This window comes from Arthrobacter paludis, assembly GCF_056782315.1.
The window spans coordinates 1-19,441 of sequence record NZ_JBXAEW010000006.1; the positions used below are offsets into that span (position 1 = coordinate 1).

The 19,441-nt window shown below is 70.1% G+C and carries 22 protein-coding genes; 17 read left to right on the forward strand and 5 right to left on the reverse strand.

Translation table 11 applies throughout. The features are described 5' to 3' along the window. Positions 1 to 314, forward strand: a 314-nt coding sequence (locus AC1Q5D_RS06300; protein ID WP_481737727.1) for a transposase, incomplete at its 5' end; no start/stop codon positions are given. Positions 315 to 353: 39 nt separating this feature from the next. Here the strand turns inward: AC1Q5D_RS06300 and AC1Q5D_RS06305 are convergent. The 4 genes from AC1Q5D_RS06305 to rplM form a co-directional block, all read right to left on the reverse strand. Next, positions 354 to 1,208 carry an HTTM domain-containing protein gene (locus AC1Q5D_RS06305; protein ID WP_481737728.1) on the reverse strand — a complete coding sequence of 285 codons (855 nt, stop codon included), beginning with the start codon at positions 1,206 to 1,208 and terminating at the stop codon, positions 354 to 356. After that, complete coding sequence (locus AC1Q5D_RS06310; protein WP_481737729.1) at positions 1,196 to 1,537, reverse strand: hypothetical protein; 342 nt, start codon at positions 1,535 to 1,537, stop codon at positions 1,196 to 1,198. The genes AC1Q5D_RS06305 and AC1Q5D_RS06310 overlap by 13 nt, the downstream gene beginning before the upstream one ends. A 137-nt stretch (positions 1,538 to 1,674) precedes the next feature. Further along, a complete protein-coding gene (rpsI, locus tag AC1Q5D_RS06315) occupies positions 1,675 to 2,145 on the reverse strand; it encodes a 30S ribosomal protein S9 (protein WP_481737730.1) in 471 nt (156 codons plus the stop codon). 17 nt (positions 2,146 to 2,162) lie between these two features. Continuing rightward, the gene (gene rplM / locus AC1Q5D_RS06320; RefSeq protein ID WP_481737731.1) at positions 2,163 to 2,606 is read right to left on the reverse strand and encodes a 50S ribosomal protein L13; all 444 of its coding nucleotides are present in this window, start codon (positions 2,604 to 2,606) and stop codon (positions 2,163 to 2,165) included. 541 nt (positions 2,607 to 3,147) lie between these two features. On the opposite strand from rplM, the gene AC1Q5D_RS06325 reads away from it, so the two are divergent. The 9 genes from AC1Q5D_RS06325 to AC1Q5D_RS06365 all read left to right on the forward strand — a co-directional run bounded on the left by AC1Q5D_RS06325 (position 3,148) and on the right by AC1Q5D_RS06365 (position 10,796). Continuing rightward, positions 3,148 to 3,357, forward strand: coding sequence for a Flp family type IVb pilin (locus tag AC1Q5D_RS06325; RefSeq protein ID WP_481737732.1), 210 nt, complete (start codon positions 3,148 to 3,150; stop codon positions 3,355 to 3,357). 92 nt (positions 3,358 to 3,449) lie between these two features. Further along, a complete protein-coding gene (locus AC1Q5D_RS06330) occupies positions 3,450 to 3,830 on the forward strand; it encodes a TadE/TadG family type IV pilus assembly protein (protein WP_481737733.1) in 381 nt (126 codons plus the stop codon). Further along, a complete protein-coding gene (locus AC1Q5D_RS06335) occupies positions 3,818 to 4,834 on the forward strand; it encodes a pilus assembly protein TadG-related protein (RefSeq protein WP_481737734.1) in 1,017 nt (338 codons plus the stop codon). The genes AC1Q5D_RS06330 and AC1Q5D_RS06335 overlap by 13 nt, the downstream gene beginning before the upstream one ends. A gap of 9 nt (positions 4,835 to 4,843) precedes the next feature. Next, positions 4,844 to 5,581: a Flp pilus assembly protein CpaB gene (cpaB, locus tag AC1Q5D_RS06340; protein WP_481737735.1), complete on the forward strand. Its 738-nt coding sequence runs from the start codon at positions 4,844 to 4,846 to the stop codon at positions 5,579 to 5,581. Further along, positions 5,578 to 6,777, forward strand: a complete 1,200-nt coding sequence (locus tag AC1Q5D_RS06345) for a CpaE/TadZ family protein (RefSeq protein ID WP_481737736.1) — start codon at positions 5,578 to 5,580, stop codon at positions 6,775 to 6,777. Before cpaB (AC1Q5D_RS06340) ends, AC1Q5D_RS06345 begins: the two co-directional genes overlap by 4 nt. Further along, entirely contained in the window at positions 6,774 to 8,438 is a 1,665-nt protein-coding gene (locus AC1Q5D_RS06350) for a TadA family conjugal transfer-associated ATPase (protein WP_481737737.1), read from the forward strand. The genes AC1Q5D_RS06345 and AC1Q5D_RS06350 overlap by 4 nt, the downstream gene beginning before the upstream one ends. Then, complete coding sequence (locus tag AC1Q5D_RS06355; RefSeq protein WP_481737738.1) at positions 8,435 to 9,367, forward strand: type II secretion system F family protein; 933 nt, start codon at positions 8,435 to 8,437, stop codon at positions 9,365 to 9,367. The genes AC1Q5D_RS06350 and AC1Q5D_RS06355 overlap by 4 nt, the downstream gene beginning before the upstream one ends. A 5-nt stretch (positions 9,368 to 9,372) precedes the next feature. Beyond that, entirely contained in the window at positions 9,373 to 10,251 is an 879-nt protein-coding gene (locus AC1Q5D_RS06360; protein WP_481737901.1) for a type II secretion system F family protein, read from the forward strand. A 113-nt stretch (positions 10,252 to 10,364) separates the two neighbouring features. Beyond that, positions 10,365 to 10,796, forward strand: a complete 432-nt coding sequence (locus AC1Q5D_RS06365) for a hypothetical protein (RefSeq protein WP_481737739.1) — start codon at positions 10,365 to 10,367, stop codon at positions 10,794 to 10,796. 19 nt (positions 10,797 to 10,815) lie between these two features. Here the strand turns inward: AC1Q5D_RS06365 and AC1Q5D_RS06370 are convergent, their stop codons facing one another. Further along, the gene (locus tag AC1Q5D_RS06370) at positions 10,816 to 11,667 is read right to left on the reverse strand and encodes a response regulator transcription factor (RefSeq protein ID WP_481737740.1); all 852 of its coding nucleotides are present in this window, start codon (positions 11,665 to 11,667) and stop codon (positions 10,816 to 10,818) included. A gap of 184 nt (positions 11,668 to 11,851) precedes the next feature. On the opposite strand from AC1Q5D_RS06370, the gene AC1Q5D_RS06375 reads away from it, so the two are divergent. The 7 genes from AC1Q5D_RS06375 (at position 11,852) to AC1Q5D_RS06405 (ending at position 19,440) form a co-directional block, all read left to right on the forward strand. Continuing rightward, positions 11,852 to 13,543, forward strand: a complete 1,692-nt coding sequence (locus AC1Q5D_RS06375; protein ID WP_481737741.1) for a sensor histidine kinase — start codon at positions 11,852 to 11,854, stop codon at positions 13,541 to 13,543. Between the two features lie 524 nt (positions 13,544 to 14,067). Next, a complete protein-coding gene (locus tag AC1Q5D_RS06380) occupies positions 14,068 to 14,280 on the forward strand; it encodes a Flp family type IVb pilin (RefSeq protein WP_481737742.1) in 213 nt (70 codons plus the stop codon). An 84-nt stretch (positions 14,281 to 14,364) separates the two neighbouring features. Then, on the forward strand, positions 14,365 to 14,751 hold the full coding sequence (locus tag AC1Q5D_RS06385) for a TadE/TadG family type IV pilus assembly protein (protein WP_481737743.1): 387 nt from the start codon (positions 14,365 to 14,367) through the stop codon (positions 14,749 to 14,751). Positions 14,752 to 14,756: 5 nt separating this feature from the next. Beyond that, a complete protein-coding gene (locus AC1Q5D_RS06390; RefSeq protein ID WP_481737744.1) occupies positions 14,757 to 15,869 on the forward strand; it encodes a pilus assembly protein TadG-related protein in 1,113 nt (370 codons plus the stop codon). Between the two features lie 117 nt (positions 15,870 to 15,986). Then, positions 15,987 to 16,688 (forward strand): Flp pilus assembly protein CpaB, encoded by a 702-nt coding sequence (gene cpaB / locus AC1Q5D_RS06395; protein ID WP_481737745.1) that lies wholly within the window; start codon positions 15,987 to 15,989, stop codon positions 16,686 to 16,688. Continuing rightward, positions 16,685 to 17,869, forward strand: a complete 1,185-nt coding sequence (locus AC1Q5D_RS06400) for a CpaE/TadZ family protein (RefSeq protein WP_481737746.1) — start codon at positions 16,685 to 16,687, stop codon at positions 17,867 to 17,869. The genes cpaB (AC1Q5D_RS06395) and AC1Q5D_RS06400 overlap by 4 nt, the downstream gene beginning before the upstream one ends. Then, positions 17,866 to 19,440 (forward strand): TadA family conjugal transfer-associated ATPase, encoded by a 1,575-nt coding sequence (locus AC1Q5D_RS06405; protein ID WP_481737747.1) that lies wholly within the window; start codon positions 17,866 to 17,868, stop codon positions 19,438 to 19,440. The genes AC1Q5D_RS06400 and AC1Q5D_RS06405 overlap by 4 nt, the downstream gene beginning before the upstream one ends. Position 19,441: the final 1 nt, after the last annotated feature.

The window sequence follows — 19,441 nt, forward strand, 5'->3', positions numbered from 1 at the left end:
TCCTGGCCGACAAGGGGTACCCCTCGAAGTCCAACCGGGCCTGGCTGGCCGCCCGCGGGATCGCCGCGACGATCCCGGAAAAGGCCGACCAGGTGGCCAACCGCCGCAGGAAAGGATCCCGGGGCGGACGGCCGCCGGCCTTCGACGCGGAGACCTACCGGCGCCGCAACGTCGTCGAGCGCTGCTTCAACCAACTCAAACGCTGGCGCGGACTGGCGATGCGAACCGACAAAACTGCCCGCAACTTCCACGCCGCCATACAACTCGCCTCAGCCCTAGTCTGGCTCGGAACCAGCTTTAGCAACACTCCCTAGAGCCGATGGAGGTCGTCCACATGCTCCACCCCGAACACGCTAGGCCTCCATGCGAGCGGCCTCGGACGTGGCGGCCCCCGCCGTCGGCCTCGGCTCTTTCCCCGCCCGGTAGGCAGCCACCGACGGGGCGTACCCGACCGCCATGAGCACTGCGAACACGACCAGCGGCACTGGGTCCGTCAGCATGGCCACGATCCCGCCGTGGAGAAGGAGCCCCCCGAGGAACGCGAGTGGCCGCAGGTGCTGGATCCAGAGCGCAACCGCCAGGAAGAACTCCAGCGCGATGCTCGCGGCCGCCGCCCAGGGCAGGATCCGGTCGTCGAGCGGGAGCCGGAGGTTCAGCTGGATGACCTCCCCGGAGAGGTACTGGGGATTGAGCTTAGAGACCGCGGTCCAGAAGTAGACCGTCGTGATCTGGGCCAGGAGCAGGAACCCCGGCCACGACGGGACCAGCCACGGACCGCCGGACGTCCGGGCGCCTTCCGGAACAGCCCGCTGCCGGCGGCGGGCGCCCAAGGCCCACGCGTCCGCGCTGCGGGCTCCGGTCATCACCAACAGCAGGCAGATGGTCAGCACCAGGTGGTTGCTGTAGGCCTGCAAATCGATGCAAAGTATCGACACCGCGGCCAGCGCGGCCAGTGCCGCCATGAGGCGCGGGAACAGGCCAAGCACCAGGCAGACACCGGTGATCCCGAAGATGGCCAGGAGCACCATGGCGCCCGCATCCCCGGGATGGGGAAGCCACTCGAAGGGCCGCAGCGCGTAGCGTCCCGCGTCTTCACCGCGGGCGACGATCAGCGAGGCCTCGAACCCGACGGCGATGACCGCGACCCCGAGCAGGATCCGAGAGACGGCGAGGAATCTGGCGTCGATGGACGGGCCTAGCCAGCGCATGGCACCGTCCTTTCCAGGGGCGGCGTCGCGCGCTCCACGTGGACCGCAACGACCTCGGGATCGCGCCCGCAAATGAATCCGGGCAGGACGGCGGCGTAATCGACCTCGCCGCGGGCGTGTGTCACCAAGCGGTGGACCGGGATGCCTCTGACGCTGCCGTCGCTATAGGTCGCCCGAAACTCGGGCAAGGTCGACGCCCGGGCGTACATCTGCCACCCGAAACGGCTCATCTCCCCGGTGAACGCGTTAAAGGCCGGCAGGACCAGCATCGCTGCCGCGGCACACCAGACCAGGATCGTGGTTCTCCGTGAACCGAATGTTCCCCCCATGCCGAGATTGTCCCATGCGTCGTGCCAAGGTGTCGCGGGTGGACGCTTAAACGCCGGAGGGCCCGGCAGTGGGAATCCACTGCCGGGCCCTCGCGGGAGGAACGGTGAGGCGCGAGCCCCGCCGTCGTCCCCTGGCTTTAGCGCTTCGAGTACTGCGGGGCCTTGCGCGCCTTCTTGAGGCCGGCCTTCTTGCGCTCGATGATGCGGGCGTCGCGGGTCAGGAAGCCGGCCTTCTTCAGGGCCGGGCGGTTGTTCTCGCGATCGATCTCGTTCAGGGCGCGGGAGACGCCCAGGCGCAGGGCGCCGGACTGGCCGGAGGGGCCACCGCCGACGATGCGGGCGATGACGTCGTAGGCGCCCTCGAGCTCCAGCAGCTTGAAGGGGTCGTTGACCTCCTGCTGGTGCAGCTTGTTCGGGAAGTAGTCCTCGAGCGTGCGGCCGTTGATGGTCCAGTTGCCGGAGCCCGGGACCAGGCGCACGCGGGCGATGGCCTGCTTGCGGCGGCCGACGGCGGAGCCGCCGACGGTCAGGGCCGGACGCTCGGCCGCGACAGTCTCCTCGACCGGAGCGGACTCGGAGGTGTAGATGGATTCGGTGTTCTCAGTCATCTTGTCTCCTCCGGGCCCTACTGGGCGACCTGGGTGATCTCGAAGGTCTTGGGCTGCTGGGCCGCGTGCGGGTGCTCCGCACCGCGGTAGACCTTCAGCTTGGACAGCTGCTTGGCGGCGAGGGAGTTCTTCGGGAGCATGCCGCGGACGGCCTTCTCCACGGCCTGGACCGGGTTCTTCTCCAGGAGCTCCTCGTAGCTGACGGACTTGAGGCCGCCCGGGTAGCCGGAGTGGCGGTAGGCGCGCTTCTTCTCGAGCTTGGCGCCGGTCAGGGCGACCTTCTCCGCGTTGATGATGATGACGAAATCGCCCATGTCCATGTGGGGGGCGAAAGTCGCCTTGTGCTTGCCGCGCAGCAGGGTTGCGGTCTGGCTGGCGAGGCGGCCCAGGACGACGTCAGTGGCGTCGATGACGTGCCACTGGCGATCGGCGTCGCCGGGCTTCGGGGTGTACGTACGCACGGTAATGGCCTTCGTTTCCTTGGTTACTGGTCTAGCGCTCCTCCGGTGGCGGGCGTGAGATCCTCCGCCGGCGGTGCGCCGTGTTGTCGATGCGCGGGACCAGTTCGCCAGGTGAGGGCTGGACATCGACCGGTCGTCCCGTGTCGCCCGCAACCGCCACCGACCAGAGGCCCTGCAACTGGGCCGTTACCGTGGCGGAAGTAGTGTCCGGGCATGGGACATGCACAACAGCGTCTAAGTCTAGCCGATCGGCGGGCGTAGCGCCAAAGCGGTCCGGCTACTACTCCCACTAGGGCGCGACGGCGGGCCGCCGGCCCCGAATCGCCACCCGAGCGCGTGAATCGCCGAGGGAAAACGCAGGACAGGCGCAATACAATGCAAGTTTCAATGTCTTTCCGCAGGGGAATGTCAGGAGAGGCCAAGATCCGGGGCGAAAGCGTAACCCGGAGTCGAAACTGGATGAGGGCCGGGCGCCGTTGGGGAGCCCGGACTTCCACCCAAGTCAGTCCATCCCGACAGCATCCACCCCCAGGAGAAGAAAATGTTCAACCTGTACCTGCGTGCCCGCAACTACCTCGCCGAGAAGCAGGAGGGCGCCACCGCCGTCGAGTACGGCATCATGGTCGCCCTCATCGCCGTCGCCATCATCGTCGCCGTCACCCTGCTCGGCGGCAACCTCAGCAAGATGTTCAACGACGTTGCCGGAAAGGTTCCCGTCCCGGCGACGGCCATGGGCATCGTTGGCAGCTAGTCGGTCTTGATGACCGCGGGGCGCCCCGCAGAGGGGCGACCCGCGGTCAAGCGCCCCTCTCACCAAATCGAGTTCCCACCTCAGGAGCAAGCATGACCCGGTGTTCGGAACGAGGCGCAAGCGCCGTCGAGTTCGCGATCGTCCTGCCTGTCCTGCTGGCCCTGGTCTTCGGCATCATCGAGTTCGGGCGAGCCTACAACATCCAGATTAGCCTCACGCACGCCGCCCGCGAGGGCGTCCGCACGATGGCGATCACCAACAACGCGACTGCTGCCCGCGACCGCACGGTCGAGGCTGCCGTCGGCACGGGTCTCACCACCTCAAAGGTGCAAGTCACCACATCGAACGGCACGGGCTCCTGCGCCGCTGGGGCAACTGCAACAGTGAAGGCCCAACTGGACTACGCGACCCTCACGGGAATCGTCAGCCCCTTCACCCTCACGGGGCAGGGAGTCATGCGATGCGCCGGTTAGCCTTCCGCGACGCGGATGGCGAGCGCGGCGCCACCGCCGTCGTAGTCGCCCTCTGCATGGTCGTCCTCCTCGGCTTCGGGGCCTTGGCGATCGACGTCGGACGCATTTACTCGGAGCGTGCACAGTTGCAGAGCGGCGCCGACGCCGTCGCCGTCGCGGTCGCCCAGCAGTGTGCGCGCCAGGCGGCACTCGGCGCCTGCGCACCCGATACGGCCGCGGCGCAGGGGCTCGCCAACGGTAACGCCAACGACGCTGCCACCAATCTCCTCCCCCTGGAAATCAACCAATCGGCGCGCACAGTCCGTGCCACGACCGGGGCCAAAGAGGCCGGCAGCGCGACTAACCGCATCACGATGAAACTCGCGCAGGTTCTCGGCATCACGGACATCGAAGTCGGGGCCAGGTCGACGGCCGCATGGGGCAGTCCGATCCAGGGCACCACCGCATTTCCCGTCACCTTCTCCATCTGCCAGGTCCAGGGGATGGTCGACGGTTCGTACCAACTGCTGCAGGGCCACGGCGCGCATGCCAATGCCGACTGCAACTACGGTCCCTCGGGCGCCGCGGTGGAAGGCGGGTTCGGCTGGCTCGTGCAAGACGCCGGCAAGTGCGGCGGGTACATCGACCTCGCTGTGGCCGAGGGCGGAAGCGAGCCTGGCAACAGCGGGCCGCCCAACTGCAACAGCGTCTACCAGAAGTGGCAGGCCGACCTCGCCGCCGGCCGCACGCCCATCGTCCTGTTGCCCGTCTTCAACAAGGTCGAGGGCACGGGTAGCGGCGCCAAGTACAGCATGGTCTCTTTCGCTGCATTCGCGGTCGCCGGATGGCGCTTCACCGGAAGCGACCCGTACGCCGTCTACCGCTCGACCACACAGGGTGTCTCCTGCGAAGGCAGCTGCCGCGGGATCATCGGCAAGTTCGTCACCTACGTCTCCCTCGACGAGGGCTACACCCTGGGCCCCGTCCAACCCCACGGCGCCACCGCCGTCCAACTCACCAGCTAAGGAATCCCGATGAACCGACGCCTGCTCACCGGCCTCGCGGCCGCCGTGGCGGCCGTGATCGGGCTGGTGCTCGTCATCTCCTACGCCAACGGGGCCGACGCGCGCGCCCAGTCCGCCCTCGAGCCCGTCACCGTCCTCGTCGTCGCCGAATCGATCCCGGCCGGGACCCCCGTCGAGAACCTCGACGACGTCCTCGAGGCCCGGCCGCTGCCGACCTCCGCCGTCGCGCCCACCGCCCTGGGTTCGCTCGAAGGCAAGGCGGGCCTCGTCACCTCGACCGCTCTGGCCCCCGGCGAGCCCCTGCTCGCCGAGCGCCTCGTGGATCCGAAGACGCTCTCCGCGCCTGGCTCCGTGCCGGTGCCCAAGGGGCTGCAGGAAGTCACGTTCTCCGTGGATGCGGCACGCGTCGTCGGAGGAAAGATCGTCGCCGGCGACACGGTCGGCGTCTTCGCCTCCTTCACCAAGGACGAACCGGACGGCGACAAGGTCGACAAGTCCATGACCCAGCGCGTCTTCCACAAGGTGCTCGTGACCACCGTCCAGCGCGACGGCACCGCCGCCGCCGCGCAGGAGAACCCCGAGGCCCTACCCACGGGAGCATTCCTCGTGACCGTTGCCGTCGACGACGACGACGCGCACAAGGTCATCTACGCCGCCGAGTTCGGCCGCATCTGGCTCAGCAAGGAGCCGAAGGAAGCCACCGAGTCCGACCCCCACCGCATGACCATCGAGGAGCTGTACCCGTGAGCCGCTTCGCCGTCATCACGCCCGACGCCGGGTTCGAGGCGCGGCTCGCGCAGGCGGTCGCCGCAGTTCCGGGAGGCCTCCAGGCCTTCCGCACGGCCGCCCTGCCCGAGCAGCCCGAGGACCTGTTCCAGCACCTCGACGGGGAACCGCTCGAGGTCCTGGTCCTGGGTCCCGGCGTTCCACTCGACGCCGCGCTCCGCCTGGCCACCGTCGTGGACCTGCAGCACCCGGAGGTCAGCGTCCTCGTCGTGGCCCGCCCCTCCGTGGAGCTCGTGCTCCAGAGCCTGCGGGCCGGAGCCCGCGACGTCGTCGACCCCGCGTCGGAGCCCGCCGAGCTCACAGCCGCCGTGGAGCGCGCCACGCGGTCTTCGGAGAGCCGGCGCCGCGCCGCGGAGGCTGCCCAGGAGACGTCCGTGGAGCGCCGCGGCACCGTGGTGACCGTCGCCTCTCCGAAGGGCGGGGTGGGCAAGACGACCCTCGCCACCAACCTCGCTGTCGGCCTGGCGCAGAGCGCGCCCACCGGCGTCGTGATCGTCGACCTCGACCTGCAGTTCGGCGACGTCGCCTCCGCCCTCTACGCGACCCCCGAGCACACCATCACCGACGCCGTCTCACCGGCCGCGGCCCGCGACCCTCTCGTGCTCAAGACATTCCTGACCCCGCACCCCACGGGCCTCTACGCCGTGTGCGCGCCCGCCTCCCCGGTGGAGGGCGAATCGATCTCGCCCGCCCAGGTCGGGCACCTGATCGATCAATTGGCTCACGAGTTCCCCTACGTGGTCCTCGACACCCCCACCGGGATGCCCGAGACCGTCCTCACCGCCTTGGAGCGCTCGACCGATGTGCTGCTGGTCACCACGATGGACGTACCGGCCGTGCGTTCCCTGCGCCTGGCCCAGGACCTCTGGGGCGAGCTGGGACTGCTGCCGGCCCGGCAGCACCGCGCCCTGAACATGGCCGAGGCCAAGTCGGGCCTCGCCGTCGCGGACATCGAAGCCACGCTCGGGGCGCCTCTGGACGTCGCTGTGCCGCGCTCCCGCGCCATCGCCCACTCGACCAACAAGGGGGTCCCGTTGTTGCACAGTGCCCCGCGCGACCCCGCCGTGAAGGCCCTGCGCCAGGTGGTCCAGCGCTTCCTGCCGGCCGCGGATGAGCAGTCCCGTCGCCGCGCCCACCGCCGGGTGGTGGTCGCATGAGCCTCGCCGAGCGCCTGCGGGCCCGCAACGGTGCCACACACGCCGCCCCTGCGGACACGTGGCCCCCACGCCCGCAGACCGCGGCCCCGACGGCCACGATGGGGAATCCCGTGTCGCCGGTCGACTTGGGCGGGTCTTCTGGTCCCTCCGCCGCCTCGGCGGCGGACCTCGATTTCGACGCGCTGCTCGTCGGCGACGTGGAGGAGCCGGCGTTCCCGGCGCGGTCTCGCGGACGCCGCAGCGCGGAGCCCGAGCACCACGCAGAGTCCGAGGACTCCGCCCTCGCCGCGGCGGACGCGGCGGCACCGTTCGCCCTAGCCCCTGCGGAGACCCGTGTGCCCACGAAGGCACCCGCGCAATCCCGCCCGGCGGGTGACGCCCTCGCCTTCCTCAAGCAGCGTGCCGCCACGGCCCTCTACGCCCGGCTCGGCTCCCGCCTCGGCGACTCCAAGCAGACCGACGAACAGCTGCGCGCCCTGGCACGCGGCGAACTGGCCCAGATCATCGAAGGCGAGCGGGTACCCCTCACCGGAGACGAGCGCCAGCGCCTCATCGACGACGTGGCCGACGACGTGCTGGGCTACGGTCCGCTCCAGCGCCTGCTCGACGACGAGTCGATCACCGAGATCATGGTCAACCGTCGCGACCAGATCTACGTGGAGCGCCGCGGTTCCCTCACGCTGTCCGACACCGTGTTTACGTCGGAGGAACAGCTGCGGCGCGTCATCGACCGCATCGTGTCCCGCATCGGCCGGCGCGTGGACGAGTCGTCCCCGCTCGTCGACGCGCGGCTTGAGGACGGCTCCCGCGTCAATGCGGTGATCCCTCCCCTGGCCGTGGGCGGCTCCTCACTGACCATCCGCAAGTTCTCCAAGAAGCCGCTGACCGTGCAGAACCTCATCGACTTCGGCACGATGACACCGGACATGGCCAAGCTCCTCGACGCCTGCGTCAAGGCGAAGCTGAACATCCTCGTCTCCGGCGGCACGGGCACCGGTAAGACGACGCTGCTCAACGTCCTCTCGTCCTACATCCCGCACGATGAGCGCATCGTGACCATCGAGGATGCCGTGGAGCTGCAGATCCAGCAGGACCACGTCGTGCGCCTCGAGTCCCGGCCCCCGAACACCGAGGGCCGCGGCGAGATCACGATCCGCGACCTGCTTCGCAACTCCCTGCGTATGCGGCCCGACCGCATCGTCGTGGGCGAGGTCCGCTCCGGGGAGGCGCTGGACATGCTCCAGGCGATGAACACCGGACACGACGGGTCGCTGTCCACCGTGCACTCGAATTCCCCCCGCGACGCGATCTCACGTCTGGAGACGCTGGTGCTCATGGCCGGAATGGATCTGCCCCTTCGCGCCATCCGCGAGCAGATTGCCTCCGCGGTGCACCTCATCGTCCAGGTCTCCCGCCTGCGCGACGGTTCCCGCCGCATCACGCACGTGACGGAGGTCCAGGGCATGGAGGGCGAAACGGTGACGCTCCAGGACGCCTTCGTGTTCGACTTCGCTGCCGGCGTCGACGAGAACGGCCGGTTCCGCGGCACTCCCGTCACCACCGGCATCCGTCCGCGCTTCCTGGACCGCTTCGAGGACATGGGCATCCGGGTCCCGGCCCGGATCTTCCAGACCCCTCAGCCTGAGGGGGCACGGCGATGACGCTCGCGATCGGGCTCGGTCTCCTCATCGCCGTGGCAGCGACCTTCGTCGGCCGGCTCGTCCTCGTGCCCGACACGTCGCTTCCGGCCGACCGGCGGCGTCCCTTGGGCACCCCCTCGGACACGGCGATTTCCCGGATGGCCGGCTCCGCCTCGGATGGCCTGAACAGGTATCTGACGGCACACCCGCTGCGGCTCTACGCGCCGGAAGCGCTCGAGCTGGCCGGCCTGCGGATCAGCCAGGCGGACTTCATCATCCTGGTGCTGTCCGGTGCTTCAGCCCTGGCGGCCGTGGGCGTCATCGTCGCAGGCATCGCCTTGGGCGTGCTCCTGTTCGTCGCCGCGCCCGTGCTGGCCCACGTCCTCCTCGGGATCCTTCGGGACCGGCGGCGCGCCGCGTTCGACGCGCAGCTCGGCGACACCCTTCAGCTGCTGACGGGGAGCCTGCGCGCCGGACACTCGATCCTGCGCGCCATCGACGCCGCCGGCGAGGATTCCGCGAGCCCGACCGCGGAGGAAATGCGGCGTGTGGTCGCCGAGACCTCCCTGGGCAAGGACCTGCTCACGGCTCTCGACGGCACCTCGGAGCGCATGAAGAACGAGGACTTCACCTGGATCGCCCAAGCGATCCAGATCAACCGGGAGGTCGGTGGCAACTTGGCCGAGGTTCTGGACCAGGTGGGCGATACCATCCGCGAGCGCGCGGAGATCAAGGGCCACATCAAAGCCCTGGCCGCCGAGGGAAAGTTCAGCGCGTACATCCTCGTGGCCCTCCCGTTTGGCATCGTCGGCATGCTCGCTGTCGTCAGCCCCGGCTACGTGAACGTGCTGTTCACCCATCCGATCGGATGGGGAATGCTCGCGGCGTCGGCCATCCTGATGACCATCGGCTGCCTCTGGCTCCGCAAGATCATCGATCTGAAGTTCTGACCATGCTGACACCTCTCATCGGCGCCGTTCTCGTCGCTGCAGCCGTCGGCTGGGCGTTCTTCGCCCTCGGGACCTCGGACCGGGCCGCCCGCCGGGCCGAGCAATCGAACCTGCTCCGCGGGCTGCCGGCCGCCGACGGCAACGGCACGGCTCGCCCTTCCGTTTTCCTGCGGCTTGGGAGCGCCCTGACCCCGCCGTCGTATCTGGCCCGGCTCGAGCGTCTCCACGCCCTGTCCGGCCGTCCGTCCGATTGGTCCATGGAGCGCGTTCTGGCCGCCAAGCCCGTCTTTGCGGTCACCGGCGCGCTGCTGGGGCTGGTCCTCGGATCCAACGCGGAGCACCCGTTGCTGAAGCTCCTGGCCGTGGCCGTCGTCGTTTTCGGATACTTCATCCCCGACCTCATGCTCGTCAGCAAGGGCCAGGAGCGACAGAAGGCGCTGCGGCTCGAACTGCCCAACACCTTGGACCAAATGCTCATCGCCGTCGAGGCGGGGCTCGGCTTCGAAGCCGCGATGGCGCGCGCCGCGGCCAACGGCAAGGGGCCCATGGCCGAGGAGATGCTACGGACGCTCCAGGACATGCGGGTGGGCCGCTCCCGCCGCGAGTCCTACAAGGCCCTCGCGGAACGTTCCAACGTCCCCGAACTGCGGAGCTTCGTCCAGGCGGTCGTCCAGGCCGACGCCTACGGCATCGCGATCGGCTCGGTCCTGCGCGTCCAGGCGAAGGTCATGCGCGTCAAGCGTCGCCAGCGGGCGGAGGAGAAGGCGATGAAGCTCCCGGTCGCTGTGCTCTTTCCACTGCTGTTCTTCATCTTCCCGGTCCTGTTCATTGCGATCCTGGGGCCGGCGGTCATCAACTCGCTCGCGTCCTTCTCGGGAGCGTGAGCAGCGTGGTCACCATGGACTCGACCCCGACCAAGCTCAGGAATGCGGGACGTTTTACGCAGGATCGCAGGGGTTGGGGCGTCTGGGTCGCCGACCGGGCATACGGTGGCATCATGCAAGCCCCGTCCCCGGATCCAGGCGTCGCCGACGCGAACTCCGGCGCGCCCCGGGACGACTGGCCGACCACCGGCCCTTCCAGCTACGGCGGACTCGTCCTGCTGGACCCCAGCACGCTGGGCGACCTGTCCTCCCAGATCGGCGAGGCGGCCGCGCGCCGATTCGTCGTCGATTTCCGTGCGGCCTGGCCCGCGCGGGCCGCGCGGATCCGGTCCATCGTCGACCGCCGGGAACGCGCGGACGGGATCGAAGCCGTCCTCAGCCTCCGCAGCTCCGCCGGCATGATCGGGGCCGTCCGGCTGGCAGAACAGGCCGCATGGCTGCACCGGCAGGTCCGCGCATCCCGCTGGGACATCGCCGCACAAGGCCTCCCCGACGTCCTCGATTGCGGGGACGCCACGGTGGCCGAGCTGCGACGCTACCTCTAGGCAGAGGCGCCAGCCCGCCCTACTCGTCGACGACCAAGCGGTAGCCGACGCCCCGGACGGTCTGGATCCAGCGCGGCCGGCGGGTGTCCTCGCCGAGCTTGCGGCGGATATTCCCGATATGGACCTCGACGGCGCGCTCGTCCGCCTGGCTGACGTAGGACTCGGAGCGCAGGTGGTCGCCGCGGGCCACGCGCACCAGATCCCGCTTCGTGCGGACGGCGCCGGACGACTGGAGGAGATCGCGCAGCAGGTCGAACTCGCTGCGCGTGAGTTCCAGCGGCGCCCCGTTCAATCGGCTCGAGCGGGTGCGGGGATCCAGCTCCAGTCCGTCGTGGACCAACGGCGAGGCCGCCAGCGCCGGACCAGCGGGAGGCACGGCCGGCACGTCCCGGGGCGGCGGGCTCGGCTGTTTGCCCCGGTAGGTGTATCCGGGCCCCTGAACGCGGGGGGGCTGGGGAGTCCCGGAGGCCGGCGCGAAGCCCGTCTCTCCCCCCTCGCCCGCCCGCGGCCGGCGCAGCATGGCGGCGATCCGGGCCCGCAACTCGCGCGGGCGGAAGGGCTTGGACACGTAGTCGTCGGCGCCTGCCTGCAGCGCCAGAAGCGTGTCGGGCTCGTCCGTGTGGCCGGTCAGCATGACCACGTAGCAGTCACTGAGCGCGCGGATCCTCCGCAGCACCTCGAAGCCGTCGATGTCCGGAAGGCCGATGTCCAGGGTGACGATCGTGGGGCGGTGGCTCTCGACCGCGCGCACGCCATCGCGGCCCGTCGACGTGGCCACCACGTCGAAGCCGGCCTGCCCGAGCACGGCCTCCACGACGTTGCGGACGTCGTCGTCGTCTTCGATGACGACCGCCGCTCCGAACTCATTCATCCCTATCCCCCCGGTCATTGACGGTGTACTCCGGCGGATACCATGGAGCCGGGGGAACGATCCGCGGCGGTTGCGCGCACCTTTCTCGCCCTGTTTGGATGGCTCCAAGCTATCCGCAAGATATGTGACAAGGGTACAGAAGGCCAGAGACCGGGCCTTGAGCAGCACGAGGAGCCGACGGCCCATGCGACACAGAATGACGGCGTCGTCATTGGCGTCGCTGCTCCGGGGCCTCGCCCCGCAGGCGCGAATCGCCCTCTACCAGCTGCCGCTGCTGTTCTTCATCGGCGTCCTGGCGCTGGTCGCACCCTTCGCATGGCCCGCCGCGTCCGGGTCCCCCGTGTTCGCCAGCGGCGTGGCCCTGGTCCTCGCCCTCTTGCTGGCCTGCTTCGCGGTCCCGTGGAACAGGCTCCCACCCGCGGCCCCCCTTCTCGTGCCCGCCGCGGACTTCGCGGGGATCGCGCTCATGGTGCTCGGGGCCGGCGGCGAGGTCGCGGGGCTGGTCCTGCTGGCGGTCTTCCCCGTCATCTGGCTGTCCGGCGACGGGCTGCGCCTGTGGCAGGCGGCGACCGCCGCCTTCGTGGGCACCTGGGTGGTCGAGGCCCTCCCCGCCCTGATGGCCACGATCGACGGCGACGCCGCCGGCGCGCCGGGGCCGGGATGGCTCGCCGCCAGCCTGTTGCGTCCCGCGCTGCTGGCCACCGTGTCCCTGGCCATCGGATACGCCGCGGCGAATGCCCGCAACGACCACCGGTCGCTGGTGAGGAAGGACGCGGAGCTGCGGGCCCTGCTCGCGAAGACCGCGGCCAAGGAGGAGCTGCTGAACTCGGTGCTGGGCACCATCGACGTCGGCGTCTGCGCGATCGACGGCCACGGCCGGCTAATCCTGGCCAACCAGGCGATGGAGGACCTCTGGCGCCGGACCGGCGGCGGCGTGGACGACGACGGCGCGCCCACGCCCCCGTCCCTGTGGCGCGCGGACCGCACCACGCCCCTGGACCCGGACGAAAGCCCGTTGAGCCGAGCGTCCCGCGGCGAGGTGTTCGGCGGCTACCTGATCTGGGCCGGGACCGAAGACGCCCAGGTCGCACTCGTGACCTCCTCGCGGCCCCTGGCCGCCCCGGCCGCGGGAGCCCTCGTCGTCTACCAGGACGTCACCGGCCTGGTCGAGGCCCTCCGCGCCAAGGACGAGTTCGTCGCGGCCGCGTCCCACGACTTCCGCGCCCCGCTCACCGCCGTCGTCGGGAACCTCGAGCTCGTGATCGACGGCGAGGCCGACCTGCCGGAGACCGACCGAAGGCGCCTGGACGCCGCGCTGCGCAGCACCGACCGGTTGCTCACGCTGGTCGAGGACCTGCTCGTCACGACCTCGGGTGCCGCGACGATGCTGCGCCGCCCCTCGGACCTCGGTTCGATCGCCGATACGGCCCTGGCCATGGCGACCGTGGCGGCGGAACGGGCCGGCGTCGAACTCCGGCTGGAAGCGGACGACACCGCGTGGGCCGACGTCGATCCCCTGCGCATCTCAAGGGTCTTCGACAACCTCATCGGCAACGCCATCAAGTACTCCCCCGACGGCGGGACCGTGACGGTGTCCGTGTTCCCGGCCGGGTCATCCACCCGAATCCAGGTGGCCGACCAAGGCCAAGGCATGGCGCCGGACGAGTGCGCGCAGGTCTTCCGCCGCTTCTACCGCACGGGCAAGGCCCGGGGTTCGGGGGTCCGCGGCATGGGGCTCGGCCTGGCCATCTGCAAGTCCATCGTCGAAGCCCACGACGGATCGATCCGCTGCACCAGCGAGCCCGGCCAGGGCTCCGTCTTCACCGTGGACGTCCCGCGGTGCGACGTTCCCGCAGAACTGGGGGCCGGCGGATAGTTCGCGCCAGCCGCCGTTCTTTTAACACCAGTTTCCGACGCCGGCCCCGTCGCGCGTCGACCGCGCCAACCTGTGCGTCAATCCGAAAGCCTCGCTCATCCTGCGGACCGTCAACCTACCGAAGGTGAAGTCCCGGGGGTTGCTTGAGGCTTGAAGCGCCGCTGGAATCCCGCGGATTCCACACTCGCTGTCATGCGCCCTTCCAGTCCATTGAACGTGAAGTGGTCATCGTGAAGAAGGCCTCCTCCCACCCCACGCGGGGCGCGGAACGACCCAACGTCGGAGCCGGCGACCGCCGTCGTACCCCTTGCGGCCCCCAATCTGGGGGGTCTAGCTTTCAGGGCAGATGCCAGCGGTTGGGGAACCGCCTGGGGGGCAGGGCCGGAAACGGACCTGGGGCATCGAGTTGGGGGACCCGTTATGGCTTGGGGCCATCTTTCGCATTCCCAGGAATTCTCCGCCATTCAAAAGTTGGTTTGGAGGCGGCGGCATCGCCGCACCATCTAGTGAACTGGGGATATTCCATGAACACGCTGTTCGCAAACATCTACCTGGCCCTCGAGACCGTCGCCGGCAAGCTGCGCCGCGAGGAGAAGGGCGCCACGGCCGTCGAGTACGGCCTCATGGTCGCGCTCATCGCCGTCGCCATCATCGTGGCGGTCACCCTCATCGGCACGAACCTGGACTCGATGTTCACCGACGTGGCCAACAAGATCAAGGCGCCTGCCACCGCCTAGTCGGGCAAGCTCACGGTGGCGGGCGCCGGCTACCGCCGGCGCCCGCCACCGGGCACCATTTCCAGACTTCACGAGGGGGACGTGATGAGGGGCCAGACCAATCGGGAACGCGGGGCATCGGCGGTCGAATTCGCTCTGGTGCTGCCCGTCCTCGTCGCCCTGTTGATGGGGATCATGGAGTTCGGCTGGGTCTTCCACCAGCAGATCTCCCTCACCAATGCGGCCCGCGAAGCAGCGCGCCACTACGCGATCCACGAAGACGAGGCCGCCCTGGCCGCCGTCGCCCAGGACGCGGCGCCGACCGTGGACGGCATCTACATCCAGTCCCTGGCCTTCAGCTCCGGGGCCGAGTGCGGTCCCCAGATCGAGGTCCGCGTGACGGCGGCCGTGGACGATCCGGCCCTCAGCGGGTTCTTCCCGTTCATGCCCGCCTCCCTCACGGCCGCCAGCGGCCGGCAGTGCGGAGGCTAGGCACCATGCGCATCTCCACCGTCTTCCGCAGGTCCGGAACCACACACCCGGTCGCCGGCGAGCGCGGCGCCTCCGCCATCATGGTGGCGCTCTCGATGGTCGCCCTGCTCGGTTTCGCGGCCCTGTCCATCGACGTCGGCAAGCTCTACTGGGAGCGCGCCCAGCTGCAGAACGCGGCGGACGCCGTCGCCGTCGCCGCCGCCCAGGAATGCGCACCGCCGTCGACGGTCGACGAGCACTGCCTGGATGCGGAGACGCACTTCGCACCGTTGGCCGACAGCAATTCGCACGACGGCGCATCCCGCATCGCGAGTGTCGCGCCCGTTTCCACGAACTCCGTCCGCGCCACCACCGACGCCAGCGAGGCGGGGGCGACCCTCGGGAGCGTCAGCCTCTGGTTCGCCGACGCCCTCTCGCAGCTCAGCGGCAATGGGCCCCAAGCGGAGACCGAAGTCGGGGCGACCGCCGTCGCCTCCTGGGAGGCCATCGGCGAGGGCCCGTCGCAGTTCCCCGTCATCTTCAACGAGTGCGTCTTCGACACCGCGGCAGCGTCGCCGGACACGTGGTTCGTGTTCGAGACCCACAAGGACAACAGCTCCGGCGACGCCACCGCGGACCCGACGGACTGCACCGGCAGCCAGCCCTGGCAGTTCCCGGGAGCGTTCGGTTGGCTCAGCCCCAACGGCGAGGAGGACTGCACGACGCTGACGAGCGAGGTCGACGGCGAAGCGACCGCCGACGGCTCCAACGGCAACGCCATCCCGGGCGCCGGCGAGTGCGCCCAGCTCCTCCAGGAGTGGAAAGAGGCCATCCAGAAGGCCGAGGGCCCGGGCGGGACGGACGAGGACTACCCGACCGTGATCGTCTTCGCCTACGACGACGACGGCTACGACGGCTCCACCTACACGATTTCGCGGTACGTCGCCCTGCAGGTCAAGGGCTGGCACTTCACCGGCGAGCACTCGACCTTCACCTACAACAACACCGGAACACCTGGATGCAAGGGGGACTGCTTCGGCCTGATCGGCCGCTTCGTCGAATACACGACGCCCGACTCCGACTTCGGGGGCGGAGGCTCGTCGCCGGACGGCCCCTTCGTCGTCCGGCTCACCGAATAGTCCGCCGCAGGGGGCTGCGGAGGTTCACACACCGATTCATCGATTGCTTGGGGGCAACAAATGAACACAAGGCTGCTTGGGGGCATAGCGGCCCTGGTGCTGGCTATCGTCGGCGCCGTGCTGTTGGTCAATTACGTGGGCGCCGCCGACGCGCGGGCCCAGGCCGACCTGGAACCACGGAAGGTCCTGGTCGCCACCGAGGACATCCCGGCCGGCACGCCGGTCGCGGAACTCGGCGACAAGCTGGGGACGGAGTCCCTGCCGGGCTCCGCGCTCGGCCCCGGGGCCGTCGAGTCCCTGGCCGAGCACCCGGACACCGTCACGGCGCAGGACCTCGTCGCCGGCGAGCAGCTCCTCGCCGCGAAGCTGGTCGGCGCCGACTCGCTGCTGACGCCCGGATCCGTCGCGGTCCCCGCGGGACTTCAGGAGATGACGGTCGTGCTGGAGCCCGCCCGCGTGGTGGGCGGCAAGCTGCGCGCCGGCGACACGGTGGGGGTCTTCGGCAACTACGAGATCGAACTGATCGACGGCGACAAGAACACGGAGAACCAGAAGCGCAAGGTCACCAAGCTGCTGCTGGAGAAGGTCCTCGTCACCTCCATCCAGATCGCGCCGCCGGAGGAGACCGGCGGCGAGCGGCCCAAGGGCCAGGCCGCCCTCCCGAACGGGTCGGCCTACGTCAGCTTCGGGGTCGCGTCCGAAGACGCCGTGAAGATCATCCACAGCCAGGAGTTCGGGACCCTCTGGCTGTCCAAGCAGGACGAGGACACCAAGCCGGGCACGCAGAAGCTCTGGGACATCGCGGAGGTCCTGAAATGAGCCGCTTCCTACTCCTCACGGACTCCCAGGAGCTCGACCGCCGCGTGCGCACCGCCGCGCACGGCGCGATCTCCGGCAACGTCCAGCGCGTCGCGGCCGAGGCCGCCAAGCTCCCGCCGGCGGACCTGCTCAACCGCAGTCTGGGCGAGCCGACCGACGTCGTGCTCCTTGGACCCGACGTCGACCTCGAGGCCGCGTTCCGGCTCACGGCAGCGATGGGGCTGCAGCACCCGGACGTCTCCGTCGTCCTCGCCGCGGTCCCCGCACCGGAGACCGTCGTCGACGCCATGCGCGCCGGCATCCGCGACATCACCGACCCGGACGCCGACCCGGCGCAACTGCGCCAGATCCTCGAGCGGGCCTGCCTGACCACGGAGGGCCGCCGGCGCCAAGGCACGGAGGTCGGCGAGCGCCCCCGCGGGCGCGTCCTCGCGGTGATGTCGCCCAAGGGCGGGGTCGGCAAGACCACGGTCTCCACCAACCTGGCCGTGGCCATGGCCAAGACGGCGCCCGCCGGAGTCGTCCTGCTGGACCTGGACCTGCAGTTCGGCGACGTGGCCTCGGCCCTGAACCTCGAACCCGAGCACACCATCACGGACGCCGTGTTCGGCGCGGCGGCCCAGGACTCCATGGTGTTGAAGTCCTTCCTGACGCTCTCCGACACGGGCGTCTACGTGCTCTGCGGGCCCCGGAACCCCGCGGACGCGGACCTCATCTCGCCGGAGCAGGTCGCGGTCCTGGTCAACCAGCTCGCAGCCGAGTTCCCGTACGTCATCCTGGACACCGCGCCCGGTCTCGGCGAGCACCTGCTCGCCGCGCTCGAGCAGGCCACCGACGCCGTCTGGGTGTGCGGGATGGACATCCCCAGCATCCGCGGCCTGAACACCGGGCTCAACGTGCTGCGCGAACTGCAGCTGGTCCCCCAGGGCCGGCACGTCGTGCTCAACTTCGCGGACCGCCGCTCGGGCCTGACCGTGGGCGACGTCGAGGCCTCGATCGGCGTGCCGGTCGACGCCGTCGTGCCCCGCTCCAAGGCCATCCCACTGAGCACGAACAAGGGACTGCCGCTGCTGGCGGACCGCTCTCGCGACGCCGCCGCCAAGGGGCTCGCGAAGCTGGCCGCCCGCGTCGCGGGTTCGGGCGCCGCGCGCCAGGCCCACCGGCGGGAGGTCGTGGCATGAACCTCCACGACCGCCTCCAGGCCGCCCGCGGGGACGACCACCCGGCCGCCGCCGATCCGGGACCGGATTCCGTCCCGGCGACCCCGGCCGCCGCGGGCCCCGCCGTCGTCCTCCCCGAGCCGCCCGCCGCACCCGCCGCGGGCCCCGGGGAGACGACGACGGCGGCGCACCTTCCGTCCTGGGACACGCCGGACGCCCCCGAAGCAGCGCCCGACGGGGCGGCCCGCGGCCGGATCGGGACCGCGTTCGGTTCCGCCCCGGCGGCCAGCGCGCCCATGGATCCACTCGCCGGGCTGAAGGCCCGCGCCGCGGACGCGCTGTTCGAGCGCCTCGGCGCGCGGATCTCCGACCCGTCGATGTCCGAGGACGCCCTGCGCAAGCTGGCCCGCGACGAGCTCGCCCAGATCATCGACGCCGAACAGGTGCCCCTCTCCCCCGAGGAGCGGCGGCGCCTGATCCGGGACATCGGCGACGAGGTCCTGGGCCTGGGCCCGCTCCAGCGACTGCTGGACGACCCCGCGGTCACGGAGATCATGGTGAACCACCACCAGCAGATCTTCGTCGAGCGCGGCGGCCGGCTCAGCGACGCCCACACCGCGTTCAGCTCGGAGGCGCACCTGCGCCGGGTGATCGACCGGATCGTCAGCCGCGTGGGCCGGCGCGTCGACGAGTCGTCGCCGCTCGTGGACGCCCGGCTCGAGGACGGGTCCCGCGTCAACGCGATCATCCCGCCGCTCGCGGTCAACGGGCCCAGCCTCACGATCCGCAAGTTCGCGGCCGACCCGCTCACGGTGCGGAACCTGATCGAGTTCGGCACGCTCAGCCCGGAGATGGCGCACCTGCTGGACGCGTGCGTGCGGGCCCGGCTGAACATCATCATCTCGGGCGGCACCGGCACCGGAAAGACGACGCTGCTGAACGTCATGTCCGGGTTCATCCCGAACGACGAGCGGATCGTCACCATCGAGGACGCGGTCGAGCTGCAGCTGCAGCAGGAGCACGTGGTCCGTCTCGAGTCCCGCCCGGCGAACATCGAGGGCGCCGGGGCGATCACGATCCGCGACCTGGTCCGCAACTCGCTGCGCATGCGGCCCGACCGGATCGTGGTCGGCGAGGTCCGCGGCGGCGAGACGCTGGACATGCTCCAGGCCATGAACACCGGCCACGACGGGTCGATCTCCACCGTGCACGCGAACTCGCCGCGCGACGCGATCGCCCGCCTCGAGACCCTGATCCTCATGGCCGGCATGGACCTGCCGCTGCGGGCGATCCGCGAGCAGATCGCCTCCGCCGTCGACCTCATCGTCCACCTCACGCGACTTCGCGACGGCACCCGCCGCGTCACCCACGTGACGGAGGTCCAGGGCATGGAGGGCGAGGTCGTCACGCTGCAGGACGCGTTCCTGTTCGACTACTCCGCCGGCGTCGACGCGCACGGCCGCTTCCTCGGCCGACCCGTCGCCACGGGGGTCCGGCCCCGGTTCGTGGAGCGCTTCCACGACGTCGGCGTCACCCTGCCGCCGGGACTGTTCAACACGCCGGCACCGGCCGGCCCGTCCGGGGGGAGGTAGC

Coding starts and splice junctions, on each gene's coding strand:
- rpsI (WP_481737730.1), bottom strand. CDS start 2,145: ATGACTGAGAACACCGAATCCATCTACACCTCCGAGTCCGCTCCGGTC.
- AC1Q5D_RS06390 (WP_481737744.1), top strand. CDS start 14,757: ATGCGCATCTCCACCGTCTTCCGCAGGTCCGGAACCACACACCCGGTC.
- AC1Q5D_RS06350 (WP_481737737.1), top strand. CDS start 6,774: ATGAGCCTCGCCGAGCGCCTGCGGGCCCGCAACGGTGCCACACACGCC.
- AC1Q5D_RS06365 (WP_481737739.1), top strand. CDS start 10,365: ATGCAAGCCCCGTCCCCGGATCCAGGCGTCGCCGACGCGAACTCCGGC.
- AC1Q5D_RS06385 (WP_481737743.1), top strand. CDS start 14,365: ATGAGGGGCCAGACCAATCGGGAACGCGGGGCATCGGCGGTCGAATTC.
- AC1Q5D_RS06375 (WP_481737741.1), top strand. CDS start 11,852: ATGCGACACAGAATGACGGCGTCGTCATTGGCGTCGCTGCTCCGGGGC.
- AC1Q5D_RS06400 (WP_481737746.1), top strand. CDS start 16,685: ATGAGCCGCTTCCTACTCCTCACGGACTCCCAGGAGCTCGACCGCCGC.
- AC1Q5D_RS06310 (WP_481737729.1), bottom strand. CDS start 1,537: ATGGGGGGAACATTCGGTTCACGGAGAACCACGATCCTGGTCTGGTGT.
- AC1Q5D_RS06335 (WP_481737734.1), top strand. CDS start 3,818: ATGCGCCGGTTAGCCTTCCGCGACGCGGATGGCGAGCGCGGCGCCACC.
- AC1Q5D_RS06330 (WP_481737733.1), top strand. CDS start 3,450: ATGACCCGGTGTTCGGAACGAGGCGCAAGCGCCGTCGAGTTCGCGATC.
- AC1Q5D_RS06380 (WP_481737742.1), top strand. CDS start 14,068: ATGAACACGCTGTTCGCAAACATCTACCTGGCCCTCGAGACCGTCGCC.
- AC1Q5D_RS06405 (WP_481737747.1), top strand. CDS start 17,866: ATGAACCTCCACGACCGCCTCCAGGCCGCCCGCGGGGACGACCACCCG.
- AC1Q5D_RS06305 (WP_481737728.1), bottom strand. CDS start 1,208: ATGCGCTGGCTAGGCCCGTCCATCGACGCCAGATTCCTCGCCGTCTCT.
- cpaB (WP_481737735.1), top strand. CDS start 4,844: ATGAACCGACGCCTGCTCACCGGCCTCGCGGCCGCCGTGGCGGCCGTG.
- AC1Q5D_RS06370 (WP_481737740.1), bottom strand. CDS start 11,667: ATGAATGAGTTCGGAGCGGCGGTCGTCATCGAAGACGACGACGACGTC.
- AC1Q5D_RS06325 (WP_481737732.1), top strand. CDS start 3,148: ATGTTCAACCTGTACCTGCGTGCCCGCAACTACCTCGCCGAGAAGCAG.
- AC1Q5D_RS06355 (WP_481737738.1), top strand. CDS start 8,435: ATGACGCTCGCGATCGGGCTCGGTCTCCTCATCGCCGTGGCAGCGACC.